At 60.4% G+C, this 20,518-nt stretch carries 24 protein-coding genes; 17 read left to right on the top strand and 7 right to left on the bottom strand.

All coding sequences use genetic code 11. The features are described from left to right. Positions 1 to 22: 22 nt before the first annotated feature. The 4 genes from I9184_RS17345 to I9184_RS17360 all read left to right on the top strand — a co-directional run bounded on the left by I9184_RS17345 (position 23) and on the right by I9184_RS17360 (position 2,486). Complete coding sequence (locus I9184_RS17345) at positions 23 to 247, top strand: F0F1 ATP synthase subunit C (protein ID WP_005981269.1); 225 nt, start codon at positions 23 to 25, stop codon at positions 245 to 247. Positions 248 to 333: 86 nt separating this feature from the next. Further along, positions 334 to 885 carry a F0F1 ATP synthase subunit B' gene (locus tag I9184_RS17350; protein WP_171120301.1) on the top strand — a complete coding sequence of 184 codons (552 nt, stop codon included), beginning with the start codon at positions 334 to 336 and terminating at the stop codon, positions 883 to 885. Between the two features lie 5 nt (positions 886 to 890). Then, complete coding sequence (locus I9184_RS17355) at positions 891 to 1,451, top strand: F0F1 ATP synthase subunit B (protein ID WP_152457049.1); 561 nt, start codon at positions 891 to 893, stop codon at positions 1,449 to 1,451. Between the two features lie 201 nt (positions 1,452 to 1,652). Then, on the top strand, positions 1,653 to 2,486 hold the full coding sequence (locus tag I9184_RS17360; protein WP_209835279.1) for a hypothetical protein: 834 nt from the start codon (positions 1,653 to 1,655) through the stop codon (positions 2,484 to 2,486). Between the two features lie 42 nt (positions 2,487 to 2,528). On the opposite strand, the gene I9184_RS17365 is transcribed toward I9184_RS17360, so the two are convergent. Beyond that, a complete protein-coding gene (locus I9184_RS17365) occupies positions 2,529 to 3,299 on the bottom strand; it encodes an FCD domain-containing protein (protein WP_152457051.1) in 771 nt (256 codons plus the stop codon). Positions 3,300 to 3,449: 150 nt separating this feature from the next. On the opposite strand from I9184_RS17365, the gene I9184_RS17370 reads away from it, so the two are divergent. The 5 genes from I9184_RS17370 to I9184_RS17390 all read left to right on the top strand — a co-directional run bounded on the left by I9184_RS17370 (position 3,450) and on the right by I9184_RS17390 (position 10,027). Further along, positions 3,450 to 4,643, top strand: a complete 1,194-nt coding sequence (locus I9184_RS17370; protein ID WP_209835280.1) for a PLP-dependent aminotransferase family protein — start codon at positions 3,450 to 3,452, stop codon at positions 4,641 to 4,643. Then, on the top strand, positions 4,643 to 5,095 hold the full coding sequence (locus I9184_RS17375) for a hypothetical protein (RefSeq protein ID WP_245218195.1): 453 nt from the start codon (positions 4,643 to 4,645) through the stop codon (positions 5,093 to 5,095). Before I9184_RS17370 ends, I9184_RS17375 begins: the two co-directional genes overlap by 1 nt. A 140-nt stretch (positions 5,096 to 5,235) precedes the next feature. Beyond that, entirely contained in the window at positions 5,236 to 8,691 is a 3,456-nt protein-coding gene (locus I9184_RS17380; RefSeq protein WP_209835281.1) for an AAA family ATPase, read from the top strand. Between the two features lie 53 nt (positions 8,692 to 8,744). Then, positions 8,745 to 9,095, top strand: a complete 351-nt coding sequence (locus I9184_RS17385; protein ID WP_171637600.1) for a hypothetical protein — start codon at positions 8,745 to 8,747, stop codon at positions 9,093 to 9,095. Between the two features lie 134 nt (positions 9,096 to 9,229). After that, positions 9,230 to 10,027, top strand: coding sequence for a class II glutamine amidotransferase (locus I9184_RS17390; protein WP_209835282.1), 798 nt, complete (start codon positions 9,230 to 9,232; stop codon positions 10,025 to 10,027). A gap of 13 nt (positions 10,028 to 10,040) precedes the next feature. Here the strand turns inward: I9184_RS17390 and I9184_RS17395 are convergent, their stop codons facing one another. From I9184_RS17395 to cobD, 3 genes are read right to left on the bottom strand one after another with little or no spacing between them, the layout of a single operon-like run. Beyond that, on the bottom strand, positions 10,041 to 11,204 hold the full coding sequence (locus tag I9184_RS17395) for a lytic murein transglycosylase (RefSeq protein WP_209835283.1): 1,164 nt from the start codon (positions 11,202 to 11,204) through the stop codon (positions 10,041 to 10,043). Between the two features lie 12 nt (positions 11,205 to 11,216). Further along, on the bottom strand, positions 11,217 to 12,137 hold the full coding sequence (gene cbiB / locus I9184_RS17400) for an adenosylcobinamide-phosphate synthase CbiB (RefSeq protein ID WP_209835284.1): 921 nt from the start codon (positions 12,135 to 12,137) through the stop codon (positions 11,217 to 11,219). Next, positions 12,134 to 13,099, bottom strand: a complete 966-nt coding sequence (gene cobD, locus I9184_RS17405) for a threonine-phosphate decarboxylase CobD (protein WP_209835285.1) — start codon at positions 13,097 to 13,099, stop codon at positions 12,134 to 12,136. Before cobD ends, cbiB begins: the two co-directional genes overlap by 4 nt. A 185-nt stretch (positions 13,100 to 13,284) precedes the next feature. Here cobD and I9184_RS17410 point away from each other — a divergent pair, with 185 nt between their 5' ends. Then, positions 13,285 to 13,647 (top strand): response regulator, encoded by a 363-nt coding sequence (locus I9184_RS17410; RefSeq protein WP_117869888.1) that lies wholly within the window; start codon positions 13,285 to 13,287, stop codon positions 13,645 to 13,647. On the opposite strand, the gene I9184_RS17415 is transcribed toward I9184_RS17410, so the two are convergent. Then, a complete protein-coding gene (locus I9184_RS17415) occupies positions 13,629 to 14,618 on the bottom strand; it encodes a glutathione S-transferase family protein (RefSeq protein ID WP_209835286.1) in 990 nt (329 codons plus the stop codon). The two genes, I9184_RS17410 and I9184_RS17415, sit on opposite strands and share 19 nt — an antisense overlap. Positions 14,619 to 14,831: 213 nt before the next feature. Here I9184_RS17415 and I9184_RS17420 point away from each other — a divergent pair, with 213 nt between their 5' ends. Next, positions 14,832 to 15,185, top strand: a complete 354-nt coding sequence (locus I9184_RS17420) for a hypothetical protein (protein WP_171169191.1) — start codon at positions 14,832 to 14,834, stop codon at positions 15,183 to 15,185. Between the two features lie 164 nt (positions 15,186 to 15,349). Here I9184_RS17420 and I9184_RS17425 read toward each other — a convergent pair whose 3' ends face one another. After that, positions 15,350 to 16,522: a MalY/PatB family protein gene (locus I9184_RS17425; protein WP_171637589.1), complete on the bottom strand. Its 1,173-nt coding sequence runs from the start codon at positions 16,520 to 16,522 to the stop codon at positions 15,350 to 15,352. A gap of 94 nt (positions 16,523 to 16,616) precedes the next feature. Between I9184_RS17425 and def (I9184_RS17430) the strand changes: the two genes are divergently transcribed. From def (I9184_RS17430) to speB, 6 genes are read left to right on the top strand one after another with little or no spacing between them, the layout of a single operon-like run. Further along, positions 16,617 to 17,135 (top strand): peptide deformylase, encoded by a 519-nt coding sequence (gene def, locus I9184_RS17430; protein WP_171637587.1) that lies wholly within the window; start codon positions 16,617 to 16,619, stop codon positions 17,133 to 17,135. Beyond that, positions 17,132 to 17,626: a peptide deformylase gene (gene def, locus I9184_RS17435; RefSeq protein ID WP_171120283.1), complete on the top strand. Its 495-nt coding sequence runs from the start codon at positions 17,132 to 17,134 to the stop codon at positions 17,624 to 17,626. The genes def (I9184_RS17430) and def (I9184_RS17435) overlap by 4 nt, the downstream gene beginning before the upstream one ends. A 2-nt stretch (positions 17,627 to 17,628) precedes the next feature. Further along, positions 17,629 to 18,543, top strand: a complete 915-nt coding sequence (gene fmt / locus I9184_RS17440; RefSeq protein ID WP_209835287.1) for a methionyl-tRNA formyltransferase — start codon at positions 17,629 to 17,631, stop codon at positions 18,541 to 18,543. 6 nt (positions 18,544 to 18,549) lie between these two features. After that, a complete protein-coding gene (locus I9184_RS17445; protein WP_170344822.1) occupies positions 18,550 to 18,786 on the top strand; it encodes a hypothetical protein in 237 nt (78 codons plus the stop codon). A gap of 1 nt (position 18,787) precedes the next feature. Continuing rightward, on the top strand, positions 18,788 to 19,024 hold the full coding sequence (locus tag I9184_RS17450) for a GlsB/YeaQ/YmgE family stress response membrane protein (RefSeq protein WP_171637580.1): 237 nt from the start codon (positions 18,788 to 18,790) through the stop codon (positions 19,022 to 19,024). Positions 19,025 to 19,078: 54 nt separating this feature from the next. Beyond that, positions 19,079 to 19,906 carry an agmatinase gene (speB, locus tag I9184_RS17455; RefSeq protein ID WP_245218196.1) on the top strand — a complete coding sequence of 276 codons (828 nt, stop codon included), beginning with the start codon at positions 19,079 to 19,081 and terminating at the stop codon, positions 19,904 to 19,906. Between the two features lies 1 nt (position 19,907). On the opposite strand, the gene I9184_RS17460 is transcribed toward speB, so the two are convergent. Continuing rightward, positions 19,908 to 20,510, bottom strand: a complete 603-nt coding sequence (locus tag I9184_RS17460) for an alpha/beta hydrolase (protein WP_209835288.1) — start codon at positions 20,508 to 20,510, stop codon at positions 19,908 to 19,910. Between the last annotated feature and the right edge of the window lie 8 nt (positions 20,511 to 20,518).

The following is a 20,518-nucleotide window of genomic DNA, read 5'->3' on the forward strand; positions in this document are numbered from 1 at the left end:
CCAATTCGTAAGGAGACACATCATGGAAGGCGATCTCGCACACATCGGCGCAGGCCTGGCAGCAATCGGTTCCGGCGCAGCCGCAATCGGGGTGGGCAACGTTGCAGGCAACTTCCTGGCCGGCGCCCTGCGCAACCCTTCGGCGGCTGCTTCGCAGACCGCAACCCTCTTCATCGGTATCGCGTTCGCAGAAGCCCTGGGGATCTTCGCATTCCTGGTCTCGCTGCTGCTGATGTTCGCCGTATAATCTGCGGAACCTGATCCTTACGCGCAGGTGGGCCCAAGCCATAGCGGCCCACCTGTTGTAAAGACACGTTTCCGACGGAGGATATCATGGCGACTGAACCCCTTACAAAAGAGGTAGCTGGCTCGTGCGTCGACTCCTATGGCTCTGCCATCGGGATGCCACAGCTCTGCTTCGATTGGTTCCCCAACCAGATTTTCTGGCTGGTCATTACGCTGGTCGTCATCTTTCTGGTCCTGTCTCGCGTGGCTCTGCCCCGCATCGCGGCAATCCTGGCTGAACGTCAGGGGACCATTACAAATGACCTGGCTGCGGCCGAAGATCTGAAGGCCAAGGCGGTCGAGGCCGAAGAGGCCTATAACAAGGCGCTGGCCGATGCCCGTGCCGAAGCGCAGCGTATCGCTGCCGAAGCACGTGCGGAAATCCAGGCAGGTCTGGATGATGCGATTGCCAAGGCGGATGCGGAAATCGCTGCCAAGGCGGCTGAATCGGAAAAGGCAATCGCCGAAATCCGTGCCGGTGCGCTGGAAAGCATTCAAGTGGTTGCCAAGGATACGGCGGCTGAACTGGTCACCGCACTGGGCGGCGAGGCAGATGCCAAAGCCATCAACAGTGCAGTAGACGCACAGACGAAAGGATAAGTGACATGCGGAACACTCTTGCCCTTATCCTGACCGTTGGTGCCGCCAGCCCCGCGCTGGCTGCAAGCGGCCCGTTCTTCTCGCTTGGCAATACCGACTTTGTCGTCCTTCTGGGCTTCATCGTCTTCATCGCGGTCCTGTTCTATTTCAAGGTACCCGGTATGATCGGCGGTGCGCTGGACAAACGTGCCGAAGGCATCAAATCCGAACTGGACGAAGCCCGTGCTCTGCATGAAGAAGCCCGCAGTTTGCTGGCCTCGTACGAGCGCAAGCAGCGTGAAGTTCAGGGGCAGGCCGATGCGATTGTCGCGGCAGCGAAGGAAGACGCGGCCTTGGCAGCAGAACAGGCGAAAGCTGACTTGGAAAAGTCGATCGAACGTCGTCTGGCCGCAGCTCAGGACCAGATCGCTTCGGCCGAAGCGTCTGCACTGAAGGAAGTGCGTGATCAGGCCGTTTCGGTTGCGGTTTCGGCGGCCAGCTCGGTTCTGGCAAAGCAAATGACCGCAGCGCAGGCCAACAAGCTGATCGATGCATCGATTGCAGATGTGGATGCCAAGCTGCACTGACGGGTGACCCCGACAGACACGTGATACAGACGACCCGAGAGCTTTTGGCTGTCGGGTCTTTTGTTTTTACCGTGCTTCTGTTTCTGTTGTTTGGAACACTCCGAATCCTACGACCTGCCGGGGATCAGGTTGATAGGAGCGCCCTGATGGGGGCGTGAAAACAACAGGGAAAGACAGGCGGTGTCAGGCAACGCAGTTTCGATGAATATTGTCGGCGTCGTCCGAAATGGCGGGTCGGCTCTGATCGACACGATCAACAGGATCGAAAACCTGTCTGCGCAGTTGCACCGGTTCACCGTCACCATTGCCACGAACGACAACACGGACGGTACGGATCAGGTGTTGTCCGACTATGCGGTGCAAAACAGGCATGTCGATATCCTGCGACTGGATGGTCTTGCGTCAAAATTGCCAAACCGGGTCGAGCGTATCACGGCGGCCAGAAATGCAGTTCTCAAAAAACTCGAGGATCAGGACAGGGATCTGGAGTTGACGCTGGTGTTGGATCTGGATGGTCCGAATACCTGCCTGGATGCTCAGGCGGTTCTGACAGCAGCACAGCGGGTCGCCCCGTTGTGGGAGGGCGTTTTCGCCAACCCCAAACCAGCATATGATGATATCTACGCCCTGCGTTGCTCGGGTTGGTGTGATGAGGACGTATGGCAACGCATTCAAAGCACGCGCAGGCCGCTGTTCGGGCGTCGCAAATGGCGCCGGTCTGTCATGAAGTCCGCTGTTTTTGACCGCCAGTTCCACATTCCTGCCGATACGCCCCTAATCCCGGTCGACAGCGCATTCGGCGGTGCCGGGTTGTACAAATCCCGCGCGCTGCGAGGGTTGCGCTATTCTTGCCGGGATGAAAAAGGCCAACAGGTGTGCGAACACGTTATGCTGCACAAACATCTGAGAGATCGCGGCGCAAGGCTGTTCATCGACCCGGCGCTGACGACACTGGCCGCTGAGGACCGTTTGGGAGAAGGCAGCGGCGCGCCGTTCCCCCGACATCTGCTGCCAGCCGCGTCGGGCGCTGCCTAGTCCCGGCCTTGCCCTGCCTAGTCTGCAAAATCGGGGCCGCGCTCAGCCCCGCCCGGTTTCGTGTTGCAGCCTTTGTTGCGCAATAGCTTCGTTTCGATCGGCCTTTTGCTGGTCCGCCATACAGCGTTCCACAAAATCCAAATGGCGTTCGATTGCATTTCGGGCGGCCAGGGGATCACGCTCTTGCAGCGCCGCATTGATGGCGCGGTGCTGGTCCAGGATAGCCTCGCGGGTGGCGCGCTGACGGAACATGGTCTGACGGTTGTAGAACACCCCCTGCACCAGAAGGTCATACATCGACCGCATCATGTGCAGCATCACCACATTGTGGCTGGCTTCGATGATGGCCATGTGGAATTCGGCGTCCAGCTGCGCCTCGTCATTCGCAGCGTTTCGGTTGTGGGCCGCCTGCATCTTGTCAAAGATCGCCTGAACGACCTTCAGGTCGCTGTCTGATCCCAGGCGCGCGGCTCGTTCCGCCGCCAGCCCTTCCATGTCACGGCGAAAGGACAGGTAATCGAATACAGCTTCTTCATGGCTGCCGAACAGACGGATCAGTGCCGGTGAAAAGGCAGAGCCCAGAACCTCGGCCACATAGATCCCGGATCCGGCTTTCGCAGTCAAAAGCCCCTGTTCCTGAAGGTCAGAAATTGCATCTCGCAGGGACGGGCGCGAAACGCCCATGCGCTCTGCCAACTCCCGCTCGGATGGCAGGCGCTCGCCGGGGCGCAGGATGCCCCGCAGGATCAAAAGCTCGATCTGGCGAACAACTGCGAGCGACAGCTTTTCCGTCTGAACTTTGTGAAATGGCATCTCATCTTCCGAAAGTGGTCAACTCATTTGACCATGGACGCCGGTACTGTTCAAGAATCCCCGGTCGCATCCGCTGATTAATTAGATCAGCAATATTGACCTTAATGGGGGAGAGCTTAGGCTGCACCGAATTGAGATCGGAGGAGCCTCATGCCCCAACACCCTTTGTTTGCCACCCGGGCCTCGCGAATGAAAGCGTCAGAGATCCGCGAATTGCTGAAGCTGCTCGACCAACCCGGCATCATTTCCTTTGCCGGTGGGATTCCTGATCCCGCATTGTTTCCCGCCGATGCGTTTGCACAGGCGTTTCAGCAGGCTCTGGGGCCGGATTTTCAAGCGCAGGCGCTGCAATATTCGGTTAGCGAAGGCTATGTCCCATTGCGGCAGTGGCTGGCGCATCACATGCGCGAAATCGGGGTGTCCTGTGACATCGACAACATCCTGATCACCTCGGGGTCGCAGCAGGCGCTGGACTATCTGGGCAAGCTGTTCCTGTCCTCCGGCGACACGGCCCTGGTCGGGTGGCCCACTTATCTGGGTGCGCTGGCGGCATTCAACGCCTACGAGCCGCGCTTTGATCGGCTCAATGGCAATCAGGGGGCCAAGGAATACAAGGCCGCAGCGGGCGAAGGCGCAGTGAAATTTGCCTATCTGTCGGCGGATTTTGCGAACCCGACAGGAGAAACCGTGGACTTGCAGGGCAGAGAGGCGTTGCTGGATCTGGCCGAGGAACTGGATTGCGCGTTGATAGAGGACGGAGCCTATCAGGCTCTGCGCTATGACGGGGACCCGATCCCCCCCATACTGTCATTGGAGCAGGCCCGCAAAGGGTCAATCGAGGACTGTCGGACGATCTATTGCGGCAGTTTCTCGAAAACGCTGTCGCCGGGTTTGCGCATGGGGTGGGTGGTTGCGGCCAAGCCAGTCATTTCCCAGATGGTGCTGCTGAAACAGGCAGCGGACCTTCATTCCGCGACCATCAACCAGATGGCCGTGCATCACGTGGCGCAGGCCTGTTTCGACACCCATATTCCGAAAGTACGAAACGTCTATCGCGCCCGTCGTGATGTGATGCTGAACGCGATGGACCAGCATATGCCTGACGGGGTGGATTGGACACGTCCCGAAGGGGGGATGTTCATCTGGGTCACGTTGCCCGAGGGGATGGTTGGCTCTGACCTGCTGGCGCGTGCGTTGGACACCGTCAAAGTAGCATTTGTTCCGGGGCAGGCGTTCTTCCCGGATGGCAGCGGGGCAAACACGATCCGTCTCAGTTTTTCGAATTCTGACGAGGCGACAATCCGCGAAGGTATTCGCCGGCTGGGAGAGGTGCTGCGGGCCTGATGTTCGGAAAGGTTCTGTTAACCAAAATGCTGCAACTCTGCGGCATGATCCGGTTTCTCGCACCTCTCTTGCTGGCCGCCTGCGCCGCCGGCACTCCGCATTTCCGCGACGTTCCCGCCACGCGCGTGGCTGTGAATGGCAGTGTCTTTGATGTGCGTGTGCGCGGCGACCTGGCCGAGGCTGTGCGGATCAACGCGCAATACGCCCCTCGGCTGGGCCCGGTCCGGGATCGCGCCGCTTTGGCGATGGCGCAGGTTTCGGGATGTCCGATCCTGGACGTGCTGGGGGACGCAGCCGTGACCGTTGGGGTTTTGGGGTGTGACCGCGATGCGGGTGAGCGGCTTTTGCTGACGGCCGTCTCGACCCCCAATTACGAATGCATCGACTTTGGTCTTTATGAAAACGTCGGTGGGGAAAACGGGTATCAGGTCTTTGAATGCACCCCATATTGAGATGCGCGCGTTCTTGCGTATTTCGGCAAGATGTTGTGGATAACTCGGGCTGATATCCCATATCCTGCGCAACTCCGTTGACTCGGACCCCATCCCTTGCGCAGACTTCCAATGCACAGGAATCATGGGACACGCAGCCATTGCGTTTCAGCAAGCTCAAACTGACCGGCTTCAAAAGCTTTGTTGATCCGACCGATTTGATCATCGCGGACGGGTTGACCGGTGTGGTGGGCCCGAATGGTTGCGGCAAATCCAACCTTCTGGAAGCTTTGCGTTGGGTGATGGGCGAAAACCGCCCCAAATCCATGCGCGGTGGCGCGATGGAAGACGTGATCTTTGCCGGGGCCGCCACGCGACCCGCGCGCAACTTTGCCGAAGTTGTCCTGACCATGGACAACTCGGAACGTCTGGCACCGTCAGGGTTCAACGACAGCGATCAACTCGAAATCGTTCGCCGCATCACCCGCGATGTGGGCAGCGCCTACAAGACCAACGGCAAGGATGTGCGCGCGCGCGATGTGCAGATGTTGTTTGCGGATGCTTCGACCGGTGCGCATTCGCCCGCTTTGGTCGGGCAGAACCGCATTGCCGAACTGATCAACGCCAAGCCGCGTGCCCGTCGGCGCATTCTGGAAGAGGCCGCCGGGATCTCGGGCCTGTATCAGCGTCGCCATGAGGCCGAGCTCAAGCTGAAAGGCACCGAAGCCAACCTGACCCGCGTCGATGACGTGCTGGAGCAGTTGGGCGGACAACTGGCCCAGCTTGCGCGTCAGGCCCGTCAGGCGGCCCGCTATCGTGAAATTGGCGAACAGCTGCGTCAGGCCGAGGGGATGCTGCTTTATCGACGTTGGAAAGAGGCCGACATGGCCCGCCAGCAGGCCGAAGAAAAACTCCGTGAGCGGATCACCGAAGCCTCCCGTGCCGAGGTCGAAGCCCGCGCCGCCGCCGCAAAACGTGCCGAGATCGAGGAAACCCTGCCGCCTCTGCGCGAGGAGGAGGCCATTGCCGCCGCCGTGCTGCAACGCCAGCAGGTGCAGCGCGATCAATTGTCCGATCAGGAAACCCGCGCCCGTCAAACGATCGAGACGCTGACCAACCGGATTCAGCAGCTGGCCAACGATATCGAACGCGAAGCCGGTCTGAACCGCGATGCGGGACAAATGATTGAACGGCTGGAATGGGAAGCGCGCGAATTGGCCAAGGCAGCAGAAGGTCACGATGAGAAAGTGGCCGAAGCGGCGGAAATCGCCCGCGAGGCAGCCTCGATCTTACAGGAACGCGAAGACCACCTGTCGCAGCAAACCGAGGATATGGCCCGTCTTGTCGCCCGGCACCAGTCCGCCCAGCGTCTGGTCGAAGACAGTCGCAAGACACTGGCCCGATCCGAGAGTGAAGAAGAAGAAGCCCGGAAAGCCGTGGACGAGGCCAAGACGGCCCTGATCCGCGCCAGCGAGGCGTTTGAAGACGCCCAATCGGGCGAAGAAGAAGCCCGTGAAGCGGTGGAAGCCGCCGAAGAGGCGCTTGCCGCGGCGGATGAACTGCGCAACGAAACGCAAGCGCGCGAAGCCGAGGCCCGGGCAAGACGGTCCGAGGCAGAAGGCGAGCTGGGCGCGATCCGGGCCGAAACCACGGCGCTGGCCAAGCTGGTGGAGCGCGACACGGCGGAAGGCGGTCAGGTGCTGGACCTGCTGCGCGTCGAACCCGGCTATGAAAAGGCTTTGGGTGCTGCTCTGGCCGACGATCTTCGCGCGCCGCTGGTCGAGGGTGACGGGCCATCTGGCTGGGTGCAGGTGGCTGGATATGACAGCGACCAGCCATTGCCTGAAGGGGCCGAGCCTCTGGCGCTTCATGTATCGGGCCCCGATCGTCTCAGCCGACGCATTGCGCAGATCGGGTTGGTGGATGCGGATCAGGGCGGACGGTTGCAGGCATCTCTGAAGCCGGGCCAGCGGCTCGTGTCCCGCTCGGGCGACCTTTGGCGCTGGGACGGGTTTCGTGCCTGGGCCGAAGACGCGCCAAGTGCTGCTGCTCTGCGGTTGGAGCAGCTCAACAGGCTGGAAGCACTGAAACAGGACCTTGCCCGTGCTGAAGCACAGGCTGACGGTGCCCGGGCCGCGCATGAGGCGCTGTCACAGCAATTGGCGGACGTGACCGAAGCAGACCGGCGCGCGCGTGAGGCCCGCCGTGCTGCTGATCAGCGCATGGCCGAAACCGCGCGCGCACTGTCGCGGGCCGAGGCCGACCGCAATCTGGCCCAGGGCAAGCTGGAAACCCTGACCCTCGCCGTTGACCGCCACAAGGACGACGCCATGGCCGCCCGCGCGCAACTGCGCGAGGCCGAAGCGGCTTTGGCCGGTCTGGGTGATCTGGACAGTGCCCGCGCGCAGGTCGAAGACATCAAGCAGACGGTCGAGGCGGCGCGGATCACCATGCTGACCCACCGCTCGACCCATGACGAGCTGCGCCGTGAGGGGGACGCCCGCACGCGTCGCACCCAGGAGGTCGCGAAAGATCTCAGCGGGTGGCGCCACCGTTTGGAAACGGCTGAAAAGCGGATTTCCGAACTTGCCGAGCGCAAGGAAAGTTCGGAAGAAGAGCTGACGGAGGCCATGGCCATGCCCGGCGAAATCGCCGAGGCGCGTGAGGAGCTGAACGAACAGATCGAAGCCGCCGAAGCACGGCGCGCCGAAGCCGCCGACAAATTGGCCGAAGCCGAGGCTTTGCACCGTGAAATCGTTCTGGCCGAACGGGAGGCCGAGCGTCTGGCATCAGAAGCGCGCGAAAGCCGTGCCGCGGCCGAGGCGCGTTGTGACGCGGCCAAGGAAAGTGTTGTCGCGGCGGCCGAACGGATTGCCGAGGATCAGCAACTGACCCCAAACCAATTGCTGAACCAGCTGGACGTGAACCCCGACCAGATGCCAGCTGCGGACGTTCTGGAATCCGAAGTGAACCGTCACAAACGTCAGCGCGACGCGATGGGGGCCGTGAACCTGAGGGCCGAGGAAGACAGCAAGGAAGTTCAGGAAGAATTCGATACGCTCAGCAGCGAAAAAGCCGATCTGGAAGAGGCAATCAAGGCGCTGCGCAGCGGGATCGCCAGCCTCAACCGCGAAGGGCGCGAGCGGTTGCTGACTGCGTTTGAACAGGTGAATTCAAACTTTGCGATGCTGTTCAAGCATCTATTTGGGGGTGGCGAGGCCAATCTTGTGATGGTCGAAAGTGACGACCCGCTGGATGCGGGCCTTGAGATCATGTGCCAGCCGCCTGGCAAGAAACTGTCGACTCTCAGCCTGCTGTCGGGCGGAGAACAGACCCTGACGGCGACCGCGCTGATTTTCGGCGTCTTCCTTGCCAATCCAGCTCCGATCTGCGTGCTGGACGAGGTTGATGCGCCTCTAGATGATGCAAACGTGACGCGTTTCTGTGATCTGCTGGACGAGATGTGCCGCCAAACTGACACGCGGTTCCTGATAATCACTCACCATGCGGTGACGATGGCGCGCATGGATCGCCTGTTCGGTGTCACCATGCAGGAACAGGGCGTCAGCCAGCTGGTTTCGGTCGATCTGAAGAAGGCCGAACAGATGGTCGCCTGACCGCTCACTGCAAATTTATGACGATTGCGGCTTTATCGCGCTAACCTGAGCGCATGACGCGCTTTCTGATCCCCGCCCTCATCGCCGCCGGCCCTGTCTTTGCAGCCGACTGGCCAGTCAAAACCGGGGATACGCCCCTTACAGCCGCAGAGCTTGATGCTTTGGCGGGGCAGACGCTGACCTTTTTCGACGACGGACAGGCCAAATTCTCGGCCGGGGGCGCCTATTCCTATACATATGCAAGCGGAGATTCTGCCTTTGGAACTTACGCGATTGCCGATGATGGCAGCGTGTGCATCGCTTACCGCAATGGGTTCAGCCGATGCGATTTGTACGTACGCAACGGGGACAGGTTGATCCTGATTGACGAAAAAGGCGATCGGTATCCGGTGCGTAGTAAGTGAAATTGATCTGAGATTCTTGCAGTTTCTGCGCATTTGATAGGGGAAATCCGAAAAATCAGATAATGTATGGGAGAAAATCTGATAACCAAGGTGGTATTGTCCCGAAAATTTTCACTGACGGACGGAGACAGGCAATGTGCCGATTCTTGGCTTGGGTTGGGCGGCAGCGATACCTGGACGAACTGGTCCTTGAGCAAGAACAATCGCTTGTCATTCAAAGCCGAAATGCACTGATCGGAAAAACGCCGATAAACGCGGATGGGTTCGGTCTGGCATGGTATTCTGATCGTGATACGCCGTGTTTTTACAAGGACACCCATCCGGCGTGGTCCGATGCTAATCTGAAGCAATTGGCGCATCACACGAAATCCCGGCTGTTTCTGGCCCATGTACGGGCCTCGACGGGTACGGCGACCTCGCGCAACAACTGTCACCCCTTTGGCGTCGGCAGGTGGAGTTTCATGCATAACGGTCAGGCCGGGGGTCATGAACGAATCCGGCAAGAGCTTGATGCCATGATCCCAGCGCATCTGTACCAGCATCGTATGGGCGCAACCGAGAGCGAGGCGATCTTTCTCATCGCTCATGGCGAAGGGCTGGACACCGATCCTGTGGGTGCAATGGCCCGTGCGGTTGGTCGGGTCGAAGCCCTTTCCAGGCGCCGCGGAGCATCACCCTATCTTCGGTTTGCCGCCTGCTGGTCGGACGGCAAACGGGTTTTTGCGGCCCGTTATGCCTCGGATCGGTTTGCCCCCAGTTTGCACTACAAGGCCTGCAAAGACGGTATCATCATTTCGTCCGAGCCATTGGATGCCAACAACGAGGGATGGCTCGAGATACAGCCCAACACGGCAATCGAAACCGAGGGTGCCACGGTGACGACGCACGCCTTTGCGCCCTGTGTTCCGCAGCAACGGGAATGGGTCGCGTAAGCGTGGTTGCCGCCTAAAGCCGGTTTAACAGATCCACTGTCGGCCATGCATCGGCCGGCAGGCCAAGCCGCTTCTGTTCCGCCTGCACGGCCGCCCGCGTGCCAGCGCCCAGGATCCCGTCGACCTTGCCAACGTCATACCCCTTGGCCTGAAGCTTGCTTTGCAGCTGCTTCATCTGTGCACCGTTCAGACCCTGTGCGGGATTGCCGGCATCATAGGTCTGTGCCCCTTCCAGACGTGTCCCGAAATAGGCGGCGGTCAATACATAAACAAAGCTCTGGTTCCATTCGAAATAGACGTCGAAATTCGGATAGGCCAGAAAGGCCGGGCCCTGGTGCCCCTGGGGCAGGATCAGCGAGGCAGGCAGGTTTGCCAGCGACCCGCTGCGTGCCTGAACGCCCATGGCCTGCCAATCGGCCACCGACCGGGGCTTGCCGGGGCCGGACAGCGACCAGTCCATCTGCGCGGGCACCGTGACCTCTTGCAGCCACGGTTCGCCTGCGCGCCAGCCCAGATGCGACAGCATCTTGGCGCCAGACATCAGTGCATCGGGGGCCGAGGTTTTCAGGCGGACATGCCCGTCGCCGTCACCATCGACACCGTTTTCAAGAATGTCCCGCGGCAGCATCTGGACCATACCGATTTCCCCGGCCCATGCGCCCGTTGTGCGGGCCGGGTCGAAATCACCATTCTGAAAAAGTTCGATGGCGGCGAAGATTTGAGGGCGGAACAGGTCGGGGCGACGGCAGTCATGGGCCAACGTCACCAGTGCATTGCGGGTGTTGAAGTCGCCCTGAAATGATCCGTAATCGGTCTCGAACGCCCAGAAGGCCAGCAACACCCCGCGTGAGATTCCGTACTGCTTTTCGATCCGGTCAAACACCGCGTCGTGTTTGCGTGACATCGCTTGCCCGCGTTCGATCCGGTCTTGCGAAATCAGACGACGGGAAAACTCGATAAAGGGTTTCTGAAACACCCCTTGCGCCCGATCGGCCTTCAGCACGGCGCTGTCCTGCTGCACGCCTTTGAAAAACGCGTTCACGGTGGATTTGTCAAAGCCTTGCTGCGCGGCCTCGGCCTTTAGCCCTTTGACAAAGGAATTGAAGCCGCCACCACATTGGGCCAGGGCAGGTTGGGCAAACAGGGTGGCGGCGATCAGGCCGGAAAGAAAACGCATGACAAATGTCCGTCAGTAAATCAGGTCGATCCCAACCGACACCGACACGAGCCCAAGCGCAAGCCCCCAAACACGCCACAACATGCGACATGCGCGGAAAATGTCCAAGGCTCCGATTTCGCGCTGAGCATTGCCATTGACCCATGCCAGATCCCGCACCTTGCCGTCATAGCTGCGCGGCCCGGCCAGGGCGACGTTCAAGGCGCGGGCCATGGCGGCCTCGGGCCAGCCCGCATTGGGCGAGATGTGACGGTGCGCATCTGCCAAGATTTCGCGCCAGCGCGACCACTGGCCCGACAGCGCCACGATCATCAGGCAGGTCAGGCGGGCCGGGATCAGGTTCAGCAGGTCGTCGAACCGGGCCGAAGCCCAGCCGAACGCGCGGTACGTTTCATTGCGATACCCGATCATGCTGTCGGCCGTGTTCACCGCCTTGTAGACCAGCAGCCCCGGCAACCCGGCAATCAGAAACCAGAAAGCAGGCGCGATGACGCCGTCGCTGAGGTTTTCAGCGGCGCTTTCGATGGCCGAGCGTGCCACCTGTGCCTCGGTCATGTCCCGTGTATCGCGCGAGACGATCATGGCCACCCGTGCCCGCCCCTCTGACAGCGAGGCCATCAGCCCTTCGCCCACGGCGCGCACATGGGTGACCAACGATTTTTGCGCCAACAGGATCGCGCAGACCAGGATTTCAATCACCGGCCCCAACAGGGACAAACCCCAGCCAAGCGCCCCTGCGCCGCAAACCAGCAGGACAAGCACACCCACCCCTTTTGAACGGCGCAGGGCCCCGTGGTTCAAGCGTGTATCCAGCCAGCCGATCAGGTTGCCGATCATCACCGCCGGATGCCTGATGCGCGACCAGAGCCAGTCGGGTTCCCCCAGTGCTGCGTCCAGACACATGGCACAGACCAGCATCAGGCCAGGGCTCACAGGGCTGCCTCCAACCTGTTCCATCCATCCTCGGGCGGGAGCCCAAGGCGCAGATAGGTTTCAGAATAGGGGAAGATGCGGCTCCAGATGTGGGACCGTGCCAGACGACCTTGCCAATGGGCGGCGTTGTCGACCTGATAAAGTCGGAACAGGCTGGTGCCGCCGATCATTTTGGCCCCTTTTCTCGTGACCAGCGCATCCAGCCTTGAGGCCTCGTCAGCCAGACGCGCATGCGTGGCTTCCGCCCAACGGTTGTCCATCAAAGCCTGTGTGCCGATCCGCAAGGCCGGACCGGATACCGACCAAGGGCCGGTCAGATCGTTCAACCGGCTGATCATATCCGGCCGTCCGATGGCAAACCCCAGCCTTACCCCGGCCAGCCCCCAGAATTTGCCAAAACTCTTCAGCACGATCACGCCGGGGCGGTCTGCCAGATGGATCAGGGACTTGTCAGGCATGACGTCGCAAAAGCTTTCGTCAATCACGGTAAGTGGTGCCGATGCGTCGCTTTCCTGCCAGATACGCCCGTCCGGGTTGTTTGGATGTACGATCACGCGGGCGTCGCTGGGCCCGTCTTGCCGTACCTTCCACCCCTGCGCCGAAAAGGCGGCGGCATGTTCGTTATAGGTGGGCGGCGTGATCTGTACCGTACCCGTCGCGGCCAGAGCCGGCAGACGCGCGATGATCGCCGACGCTCCGGGCGCGGGCAGGATCGCGGCACGCTGCGGCACGTTCCAGAACCGGCGCGCGGCATCGCTGAGCCGTTCGAACGCCCCGTGATCCGGCAATTCGGCCCAATCCCCGGCCGACAGGCCAGACACGGGATAGGCATGGGGATTGATGCCGGTGGACAGGTCGATCCAGTCGGTGCGTTGCCCACCATATTTGACAATCGCCTTGTCCAACCCGCCGCCGTGGTCACGAACCGCGCGTGGATTCAGACTTTCATCGAATGTGCTCATCTGCTCTCTCTGCGAGAAATTACCGCTTTTGGACCGCTTCAAGCGGATTTTCGCCTCTTACACAAGCAAATCCGCCTGTTCACGGGCCTGTGGGGCTGCTGTTAACACTTTGTTAAGGAAATAACGAGATCACGGACCATGGGGGTCGGCACCACTCACCATACCAAGTGCCGAGGTTGTTGCAAATGAAAGTTCTGATTGTTGAGAGTAATCCCGACCTTGGTCGGGTCTGGAAAAGGCATCTGGAACGGCAGGGCGCCGAGGTCACGCTGGTCGAGACGCAGGAAGCCGCCATTCTAGCGCTGTACGGCACGGATTTCGAAATCATCGTGCTGGATCTGGTTCTGGAAACTGGCAGTGCACTGGCTGTGGCCGATTTCGCAAGCTATCGCCGCCCCCAGGCGCGGGTGATCTTTGTCACCAACACCACCTTCTTCTCGGATGGATCGATATTTGCCCACAGCCCGAACGCCTGTGCTTATGTGCAAAGCGAAACACCGCCAGAGGATCTGGCGGCGATGGTCGAGCATTACGCAGCAGGGCGCTGATCGCGGCGGTGCGGTTCTGTGTAATCCAGCACCGGGTTTACCGGAATGATCCGGTGCGGATTGATGCTGTCATGGCTGTAGTGATAGTGGCGCACGATATGGTTCATGTTCACCGTGGGCGCCACGCCGGGCCATTGGTAAAGTTCACGCGTATAGGCCCATAGGTTCGGGTAATCGATCAGGCGCCGCTTGTTGCATTTGAAGTGCAGATGATAGACCGGATCAAAGCGGATCAGCGTCGTAAACAGCCGCCAGTCAGCCTCGGTAATCCGATCCCCCATCAGGTAACGGTTCCGGGCCAGACGATCTTCCAGCCAGTCCAGCGTGTCGAACAACGGGCCCACGGCGGCGTCATAGGCCGCTTGCGAAGTGGCAAAGCCGGACTTGTAGACGCCGTTGTTGACGTCTGTATAGATGCGCGCGTTGACCTCTTCGATTTCATCGCGCATCGCTTCGGGCCAGTAATCATCGGTATTGCCGGTGATCCCGTTGAAGGCCGAATTGAACATGCGGATGATTTCCGAGCTTTCGTTCGACACAATGGTTTCCTGCCGCTTGTCCCACAGGATCGGCACGGTCACGCGCCCCGAATAGGCTGGATCGGCTTTGGTATAGATCTGGTGCGCAAAACCCAGCCCGTAAAGGTCATCTCCCGTCGCGCCGTGAGCGTCTGTTTCAAAGGTCCAACCCTGATCCAGCATGTCCGGATGCACGACCGACACCGAGATCAGATCGCTCAGCCCTTTCAACTCGCGAAAAATCAGCGTGCGATGGGCCCAGGGGCAGGCATAGCTGACGTAAAGGTGATAGCGCCCGGTTTCTGCTTTGAACCCGCCTTTGCCTGATGGCCCCGCCTCGCCGTCAGCTGTCAACCAATTGCGAAACTGCGCTGCGCTGCGCTTGAATGCACCGCCCGTGGACTTGGTATCATACCAGGTATCGTGCCATTTTCCGTCGACCAGCAGGCCCATGTCTTTTCCTCCGCATGTGCGTTTCGAAAAACATAGGGCCAGGGCTTGCATCTTCCTATGCGAGCGCCCGCGCAAATGCTCTGCATCCGCGCACAGTCGAGTTCGGGATTTCTGTGCAACAAACCTCGGCTGGATCGTGTTTCTGTGACGTGGTTCACTGGATTTTTACAACTTATCCCGCACAATAGAAGTCATTCACGGGGGAACGGATTAATGAGTACCTATGTTTCAAAGGAAATACGCGCCGAGTTGGACGCGGCCCGAATCGCCACATTGAAAAAAGCCAGCCGTTTACGGGTGGAGATGGGCGACAATACCTACAAAATACTCAAATTGTGGAAAGACGGTTTTACGGTTGAGGCGGAAACCACGCCGCGCCTGCGCGGGCTTGTCGATATCTTTGACGGGGCCAACCACCTCTATCAATGCCTCATCGTCGCGGATGAGGATGAAGGCGGTGAGATGCGGTATGAATTCAAACGCAGCACGGCCGCCCATGACAGCGCGCCGCTTGATTTTTACCGCGCGCCCGATGCGCCGATCGCCCTGCTGGGGCGTGACGACTAGGGACGAATTTCAACTGGTATTCCGATTTGGCCCGGGTTTGGTCGATGCCAAAGGCCAGCGATGCCAGCCTAAAGACAGGCGCGCGCGGCCCAAAGCGGCCTCAACCAAGGCAACCGGCACCTGTGAAAACAGGGCAGGGCTTTCAAGCTCTGGCCGGCACGTACTTATTGCAGATCCCCGAAAGCACGTTTCAGCCGCAGGCAAGCTTCCTCGACCCGCGCCCGTTGAGTGGCGAGGTTGAACCGTTCAAACGTTTCTCCTCCAGTGCCGAAACCCGGACCTGACGATGTCGCGATCCGCGCGTCCTCGCGCAATCGGCGGACAAATTCGGCGTGATCCATGCCGGTGCCCGAGAAATCGACCCAGGCCAGATAGGTCGCCTGCAAGGGCATCGACCAGAGCCCCGGAATCTCGGTGATGGTCTGATCGAACAGACGCCTGTTTCCCTCCAGATGCGCGATCTGGGCATCTACCCATTCGGCCCCTTCGGGGCTGTAGGCGGCGGTGATCATCGCCACGCCCAACGCGCCGGGATCGTAATCCAATGTTTGCAGCCGTTGCTTCATGGCCGCGCGCAGTTTGGGATCGGGAATGATCATGTTGCCGGTCCGCTGCCCGGCGATGTTGAAGGTCTTCGACGCCGCAGTCAGCGTCACGGTCCACGGGCGTGCATCCGGGGCCGCCACGTCCATCGGCACAAATTTGGCGCCGGGATAGACCAGATCGTGGTGAATCTCGTCCGATACCAGGATCAAACCGTTCCGTTCGGCAAACGCAGCAACGGCCTGCAACTCGTCGGGCGTCCAGACACGACCCGACGGGTTTTGCGGCGAACACCACAGCAGCATCTTCTCGGACCCGTCCAACCGGGACTGGGCGTCGTCCAGATCCAGGCCGTAGCTTTCCCCGTCCCGCACCAAAGGGCATTCCACGACCCGGCGGCCGGATTTGTTCACCTTGTGGGCAAACTCATGGTAAACGGGGGTAAAGATCACGATGCCATCACCGGGATCGGTCCAGACATCCAGCGACAGGGCGATTGCATTGCCCAAGCCCTGGGTGGTCAGAATCCAATCCGTGTCGATTTCCCAATCGTGGCGGGTTTTCATCCACCATTGAACCGAGGCCAGATAGTCCGGGTGCATCCATGAATAGCCGAACACGCCGTGATCTGCGGCTTTGCGCACGGCCTCGATCACGCAGGGTGCCGTTTTGTAATCGGAATCGGCCGTCCACATGGCCAGACCGTCCTCGGGCGAGACGCCATACAGCATCTCCATCTTGTCCCATTTTGAACTGTTGGTGCCCCGGCGGTCGATCAGGTCGTTGAAAGTCATGTCTGCTCCATTTTCTCGACCGAAAGCTAACCGCAAATCGGGCAGGTGCAAGGGGGGCGTTGCGGCGCGGGGCGGGATGGCCTAAATCAGCCTCATGAAACGCACTATCCTGATCCATCCCGATCCCCGCCTGAAAAAGGTCTGCGCGCCCGTATCCGACCTGACGGACGAGCTGCGCACGCTGGCTGACGACATGCTGGAAACCATGTATGACGCGCCCGGGATTGGCCTTGCCGCCCCGCAGATCGGTGTGCTGGAACGGTTGATCGTGCTGGATTGCATCAAGGAAGAAGGCGAGACCCCGCGCCCGCTGATCATGTTCAACCCCGAGGTCATCGCCTCTTCCGAGGAAACCAATGTATACGAAGAAGGATGCCTGTCGATCCCAGATCAATATGCCGAAGTGACCCGCCCCAAGGTGGTCGATGTCACCTGGATGGACGAGAAGGGAAACCTGCGACAGGAGACGTTCGACGGTCTTTGGGCCACTTGCGTGCAGCATGAAATCGACCATCTGAACGGCAAGCTGTTCATCGATTACCTCAAACCGCTGAAACGGCAGATGATTACCCGCAAGATGCAAAAGCTCAAACGTGAACGGGCGCGCGCATGACCGTCCGCACCTGTCTGCCCTGGCCTGACAAACGCTTGCGCACAAAGGCGGATGAGGTGACTGAAATCACCGATGACATTCGCCGGATTTGGCAGGACATGATCGACACGATGGAGGCCATGCCCGGTGTCGGTCTGGCCGCGCCGCAGATCGGAGTGATGTTGCGTCTGGCCGTGGTCGATGGGTCGGCCGAGCGGGGCAAGGCCGTGCGTCTGGCGAACCCGGAAATCCTGCACAGCTCGATCGAACTGCGTGAACATGAAGAAGCCAGTCCGAACCTGCCGGGCGTGTCGGCCAAGGTAAAACGCCCGCGCGCGGTGACTGTCAAATTCCTGAACGAGCAGGGCGTGGTGGACCGTCGCGATTTTGTCGGCATCGAGGCCACCAGTGTCCAGCACCAGATCGACCATCTGAATGGCCGGATGTATTTTGACCGGCTCAGCAAGGTCAAACGCGACATGCTGCTGCGCAAAGCCAAGAAACAGGGGTAAAGATGCGCGTTGTTTTCATGGGAACCCCGGACTTCTCGGTGCCGGTTCTGGATGCGCTGGTCGAGGCCGGGCATGAGATCGCCGCCGTCTATTGCCAGCCCCCGCGCCCGGCGGGGCGGGGCAAGAAGGATCGCCCGACACCGGTCCACGCGCGTGCCCAAGCGCTGGGTCTGGACGTGCGTCACCCAACCTCGCTGAAACCGGCCGAGGAGCAGGACAGTTTTGCGGCACTGAACGCGGATGTGGCGGTGGTTGTGGCTTATGGGCTGATCCTGCCCCAGCCCATCCTCGATGCGCCGGCTCATGGCTGCCTGAACATTCATGCCAGCCTGCTGCCGCGCTGGCGCGGGGCGGCTCCGATCCACCGCGCGATCATGGCGGGCGATGCGCAAACTGGCGTCTGTATCATGCAAATGGAGGCGGGCCTTGATACCGGCCCCGTTCTGTTGCGGCAGGCCACCGATATCGGGCCCGAGGAAACCACTGCGAAACTGCATGACCGGCTCTCGGCGATGGGCGCGGCCTTGATCGTTGAGGCGTTGGCAAAGCTGCCCGGCCTGACCCCTGATCCGCAGCCCGAGATTGGTGTCACCTATGCCGCCAAGATCGACAAGTCCGAGGCCCGCGTGGACTGGTCGCGCCCGGCGGTTGAGGTCGATCGGCAGGTCCGCGGGCTGTCGCCCTTTCCCGGGGCCTGGACCGAGATCGACGGCAACCGGGTAAAACTCCTCGCTTCGCGTCTGGCCGAAGGGCAGGGCGCGCCGGGCGAAGTTCTGAATGACGATCTGTATGTGGCTTGCGGGCAGGGCGCCATAGAACTGCTGCGCTTGCAAAGGGCGGGCAAAGGCGCGCAGGATAAGGAAACGTTCCTGCGGGGCTGGCCAATCCCGATCGGCACCCGGATGTCTTCGGAGTAAAGCCATATGTTCATGGTGATGATGGGCACTGTCGTGATTGCCGGGATCGTCGGGTATCTGTCCGAACAGACCGGTTTCACCCATAACGGCTATTTGCAATCCATCATCATCTGTGTGGGCGGGGCGTTCCTGTTCTATTTCGTCCGTATCATGTTCGGTATCAGCTTTGGTCCTCCGGGGCTGGATGCGGTGATTTCCTCTGTTGGTGCCCTGATCATCGTGCCGACCCACTGGAGGAAGTGACATGCCAATCGTCGCCCTGATCATCATCGGTGCAGCGGCAGGGTTTCTGGCCACCCGCCTGATGCGGATCGAGGCGGATATCCCGACGACCATGTTGATCGGTATCGTGGGGGCCCTGATCGGAGGGGCGCTGCTGCGGTTTCTTGTTACCGTTATGGGGTGGCTGTCTGGTTTTGTCGGGGCGGTTCTGGGCGCGTTGCTTGTGATTTGGATCTGGCAGACCTACCTGCGCCGCTAACCCCTTGACCCGGTGCCCTTCCTCCGTCCAGATCACATTCAACGAAAAAGGGGAATGATGATGCCGTATGATTTGAAGCCGGGTGATGTCGCTCTGATGGGTGTTCCTTTGGATCTGCATTCCTCGTTCCTGCAAGGGCCGGCCTTCGCACCCGGACGCATCCGCGAAGCGCTGCATTCCGGTGCCGCCAACCTGACCGCCGAAGATGGTACCGATCTGGGTGAAAGCGCCAAATTCAGGGATACCGGCGATCTGGATGTGTTCGAAATGCGCGGGCAGGAACCGATTGACCGGATCGAGGCCGAAGCGGCGAAGCGGATCGCAACCGGCGCACGCCTGTTGTCGCTGGGCGGCGACCATTCCGTGGCCTATCCGCTGATCAAGGCCCATGCAGATCGGTACGAAGGCCTGAACATCCTGCATATCGACAGCCACCCGGATCTGTACGACACGCAGGATATCGGCCCGCTCGGCCATGGCTGCCCCTTTGCGCGGGTGATGGAGACCTGCCCGGTCAAGCGTCTGGTGCAGGTCGGCATCCGCACCATGAACGCCCATCAGCGCGAACAGGCCAACAAGTTCGGCGTCGAGGTGATCGACATGCGCAACTGGCGCCCCGACTTGCAGATTTCATTCGATGGCCCGGTCTATCTGTCCCTTGATCTGGACGCGCTGGACCCGGCCTTTGCCCCGGGCGTCTCGCACTATGAACCCGGTGGGCTGAGCACGCGCGAGGTTATCGACCTGATCCACCGGTTCAAAGGTCAACTGGTCGGGGCGGATATCGTCGAGCTCAACCCGCATCGCGACCCCTATGGCATGACGGCGATGGTGGCCGCGAAATTCGTCAAGGAAATCGGCGCGCGCTTGCTGAACGGTTGACTTACCGTTCGTCGCACACCGTCGCAGACCCAAGTGCCGGAGCACCCCTGGTGGTCAAATCGAACCGGTTCGCCTCGGCGGCGTTCATCCAGTGGATGCTGTCGGCCGGGGCTGCGAACAGAGTGTACCAGTAAAACTCCTCGTCCACGCCGATATCCTTGAAATAGTCCAGGTATCGGTCATGTTCGGGATCGTCCTCGGGCAAGTCGGTCGCCACCAGACCCGACCCGGCCCAGCTGTGGACACCGACACAAGCCCCCGGTTGCAGCACGCGGCGGTTTCCGGCCAGGAACAGATCGGTGCCGCCGCTGGCAACCAGACCGTTCGATGGAACAACGGTATCGAACCCGGCCCTGTGCACTTCGCGGGCGAAGATGACATTGGCGTCATCATCAACCGATCCTTCAATGTATTGCAGAACCAAAGTGCGGGCTTCGGGGTTTTGGGCTGTCACTTCCTCAAAGGCAGACAGCGTTGTCTCGTCAATCGTGCCCGAGGCGATGATCTGGTCGCCCTGCGCAACAAAACTGACAGGGGTGTAATACGCGCCGCATGAGGCGAGCAGGGCCAGGCAGGCTGTGATGGATGCAAGTCTGAATGTCACGTTGGCCT

Source organism: Ruegeria sp. HKCCE3926 (genome assembly GCF_017872515.1).
Taxonomy (GTDB): domain Bacteria; phylum Pseudomonadota; class Alphaproteobacteria; order Rhodobacterales; family Rhodobacteraceae; genus Ruegeria.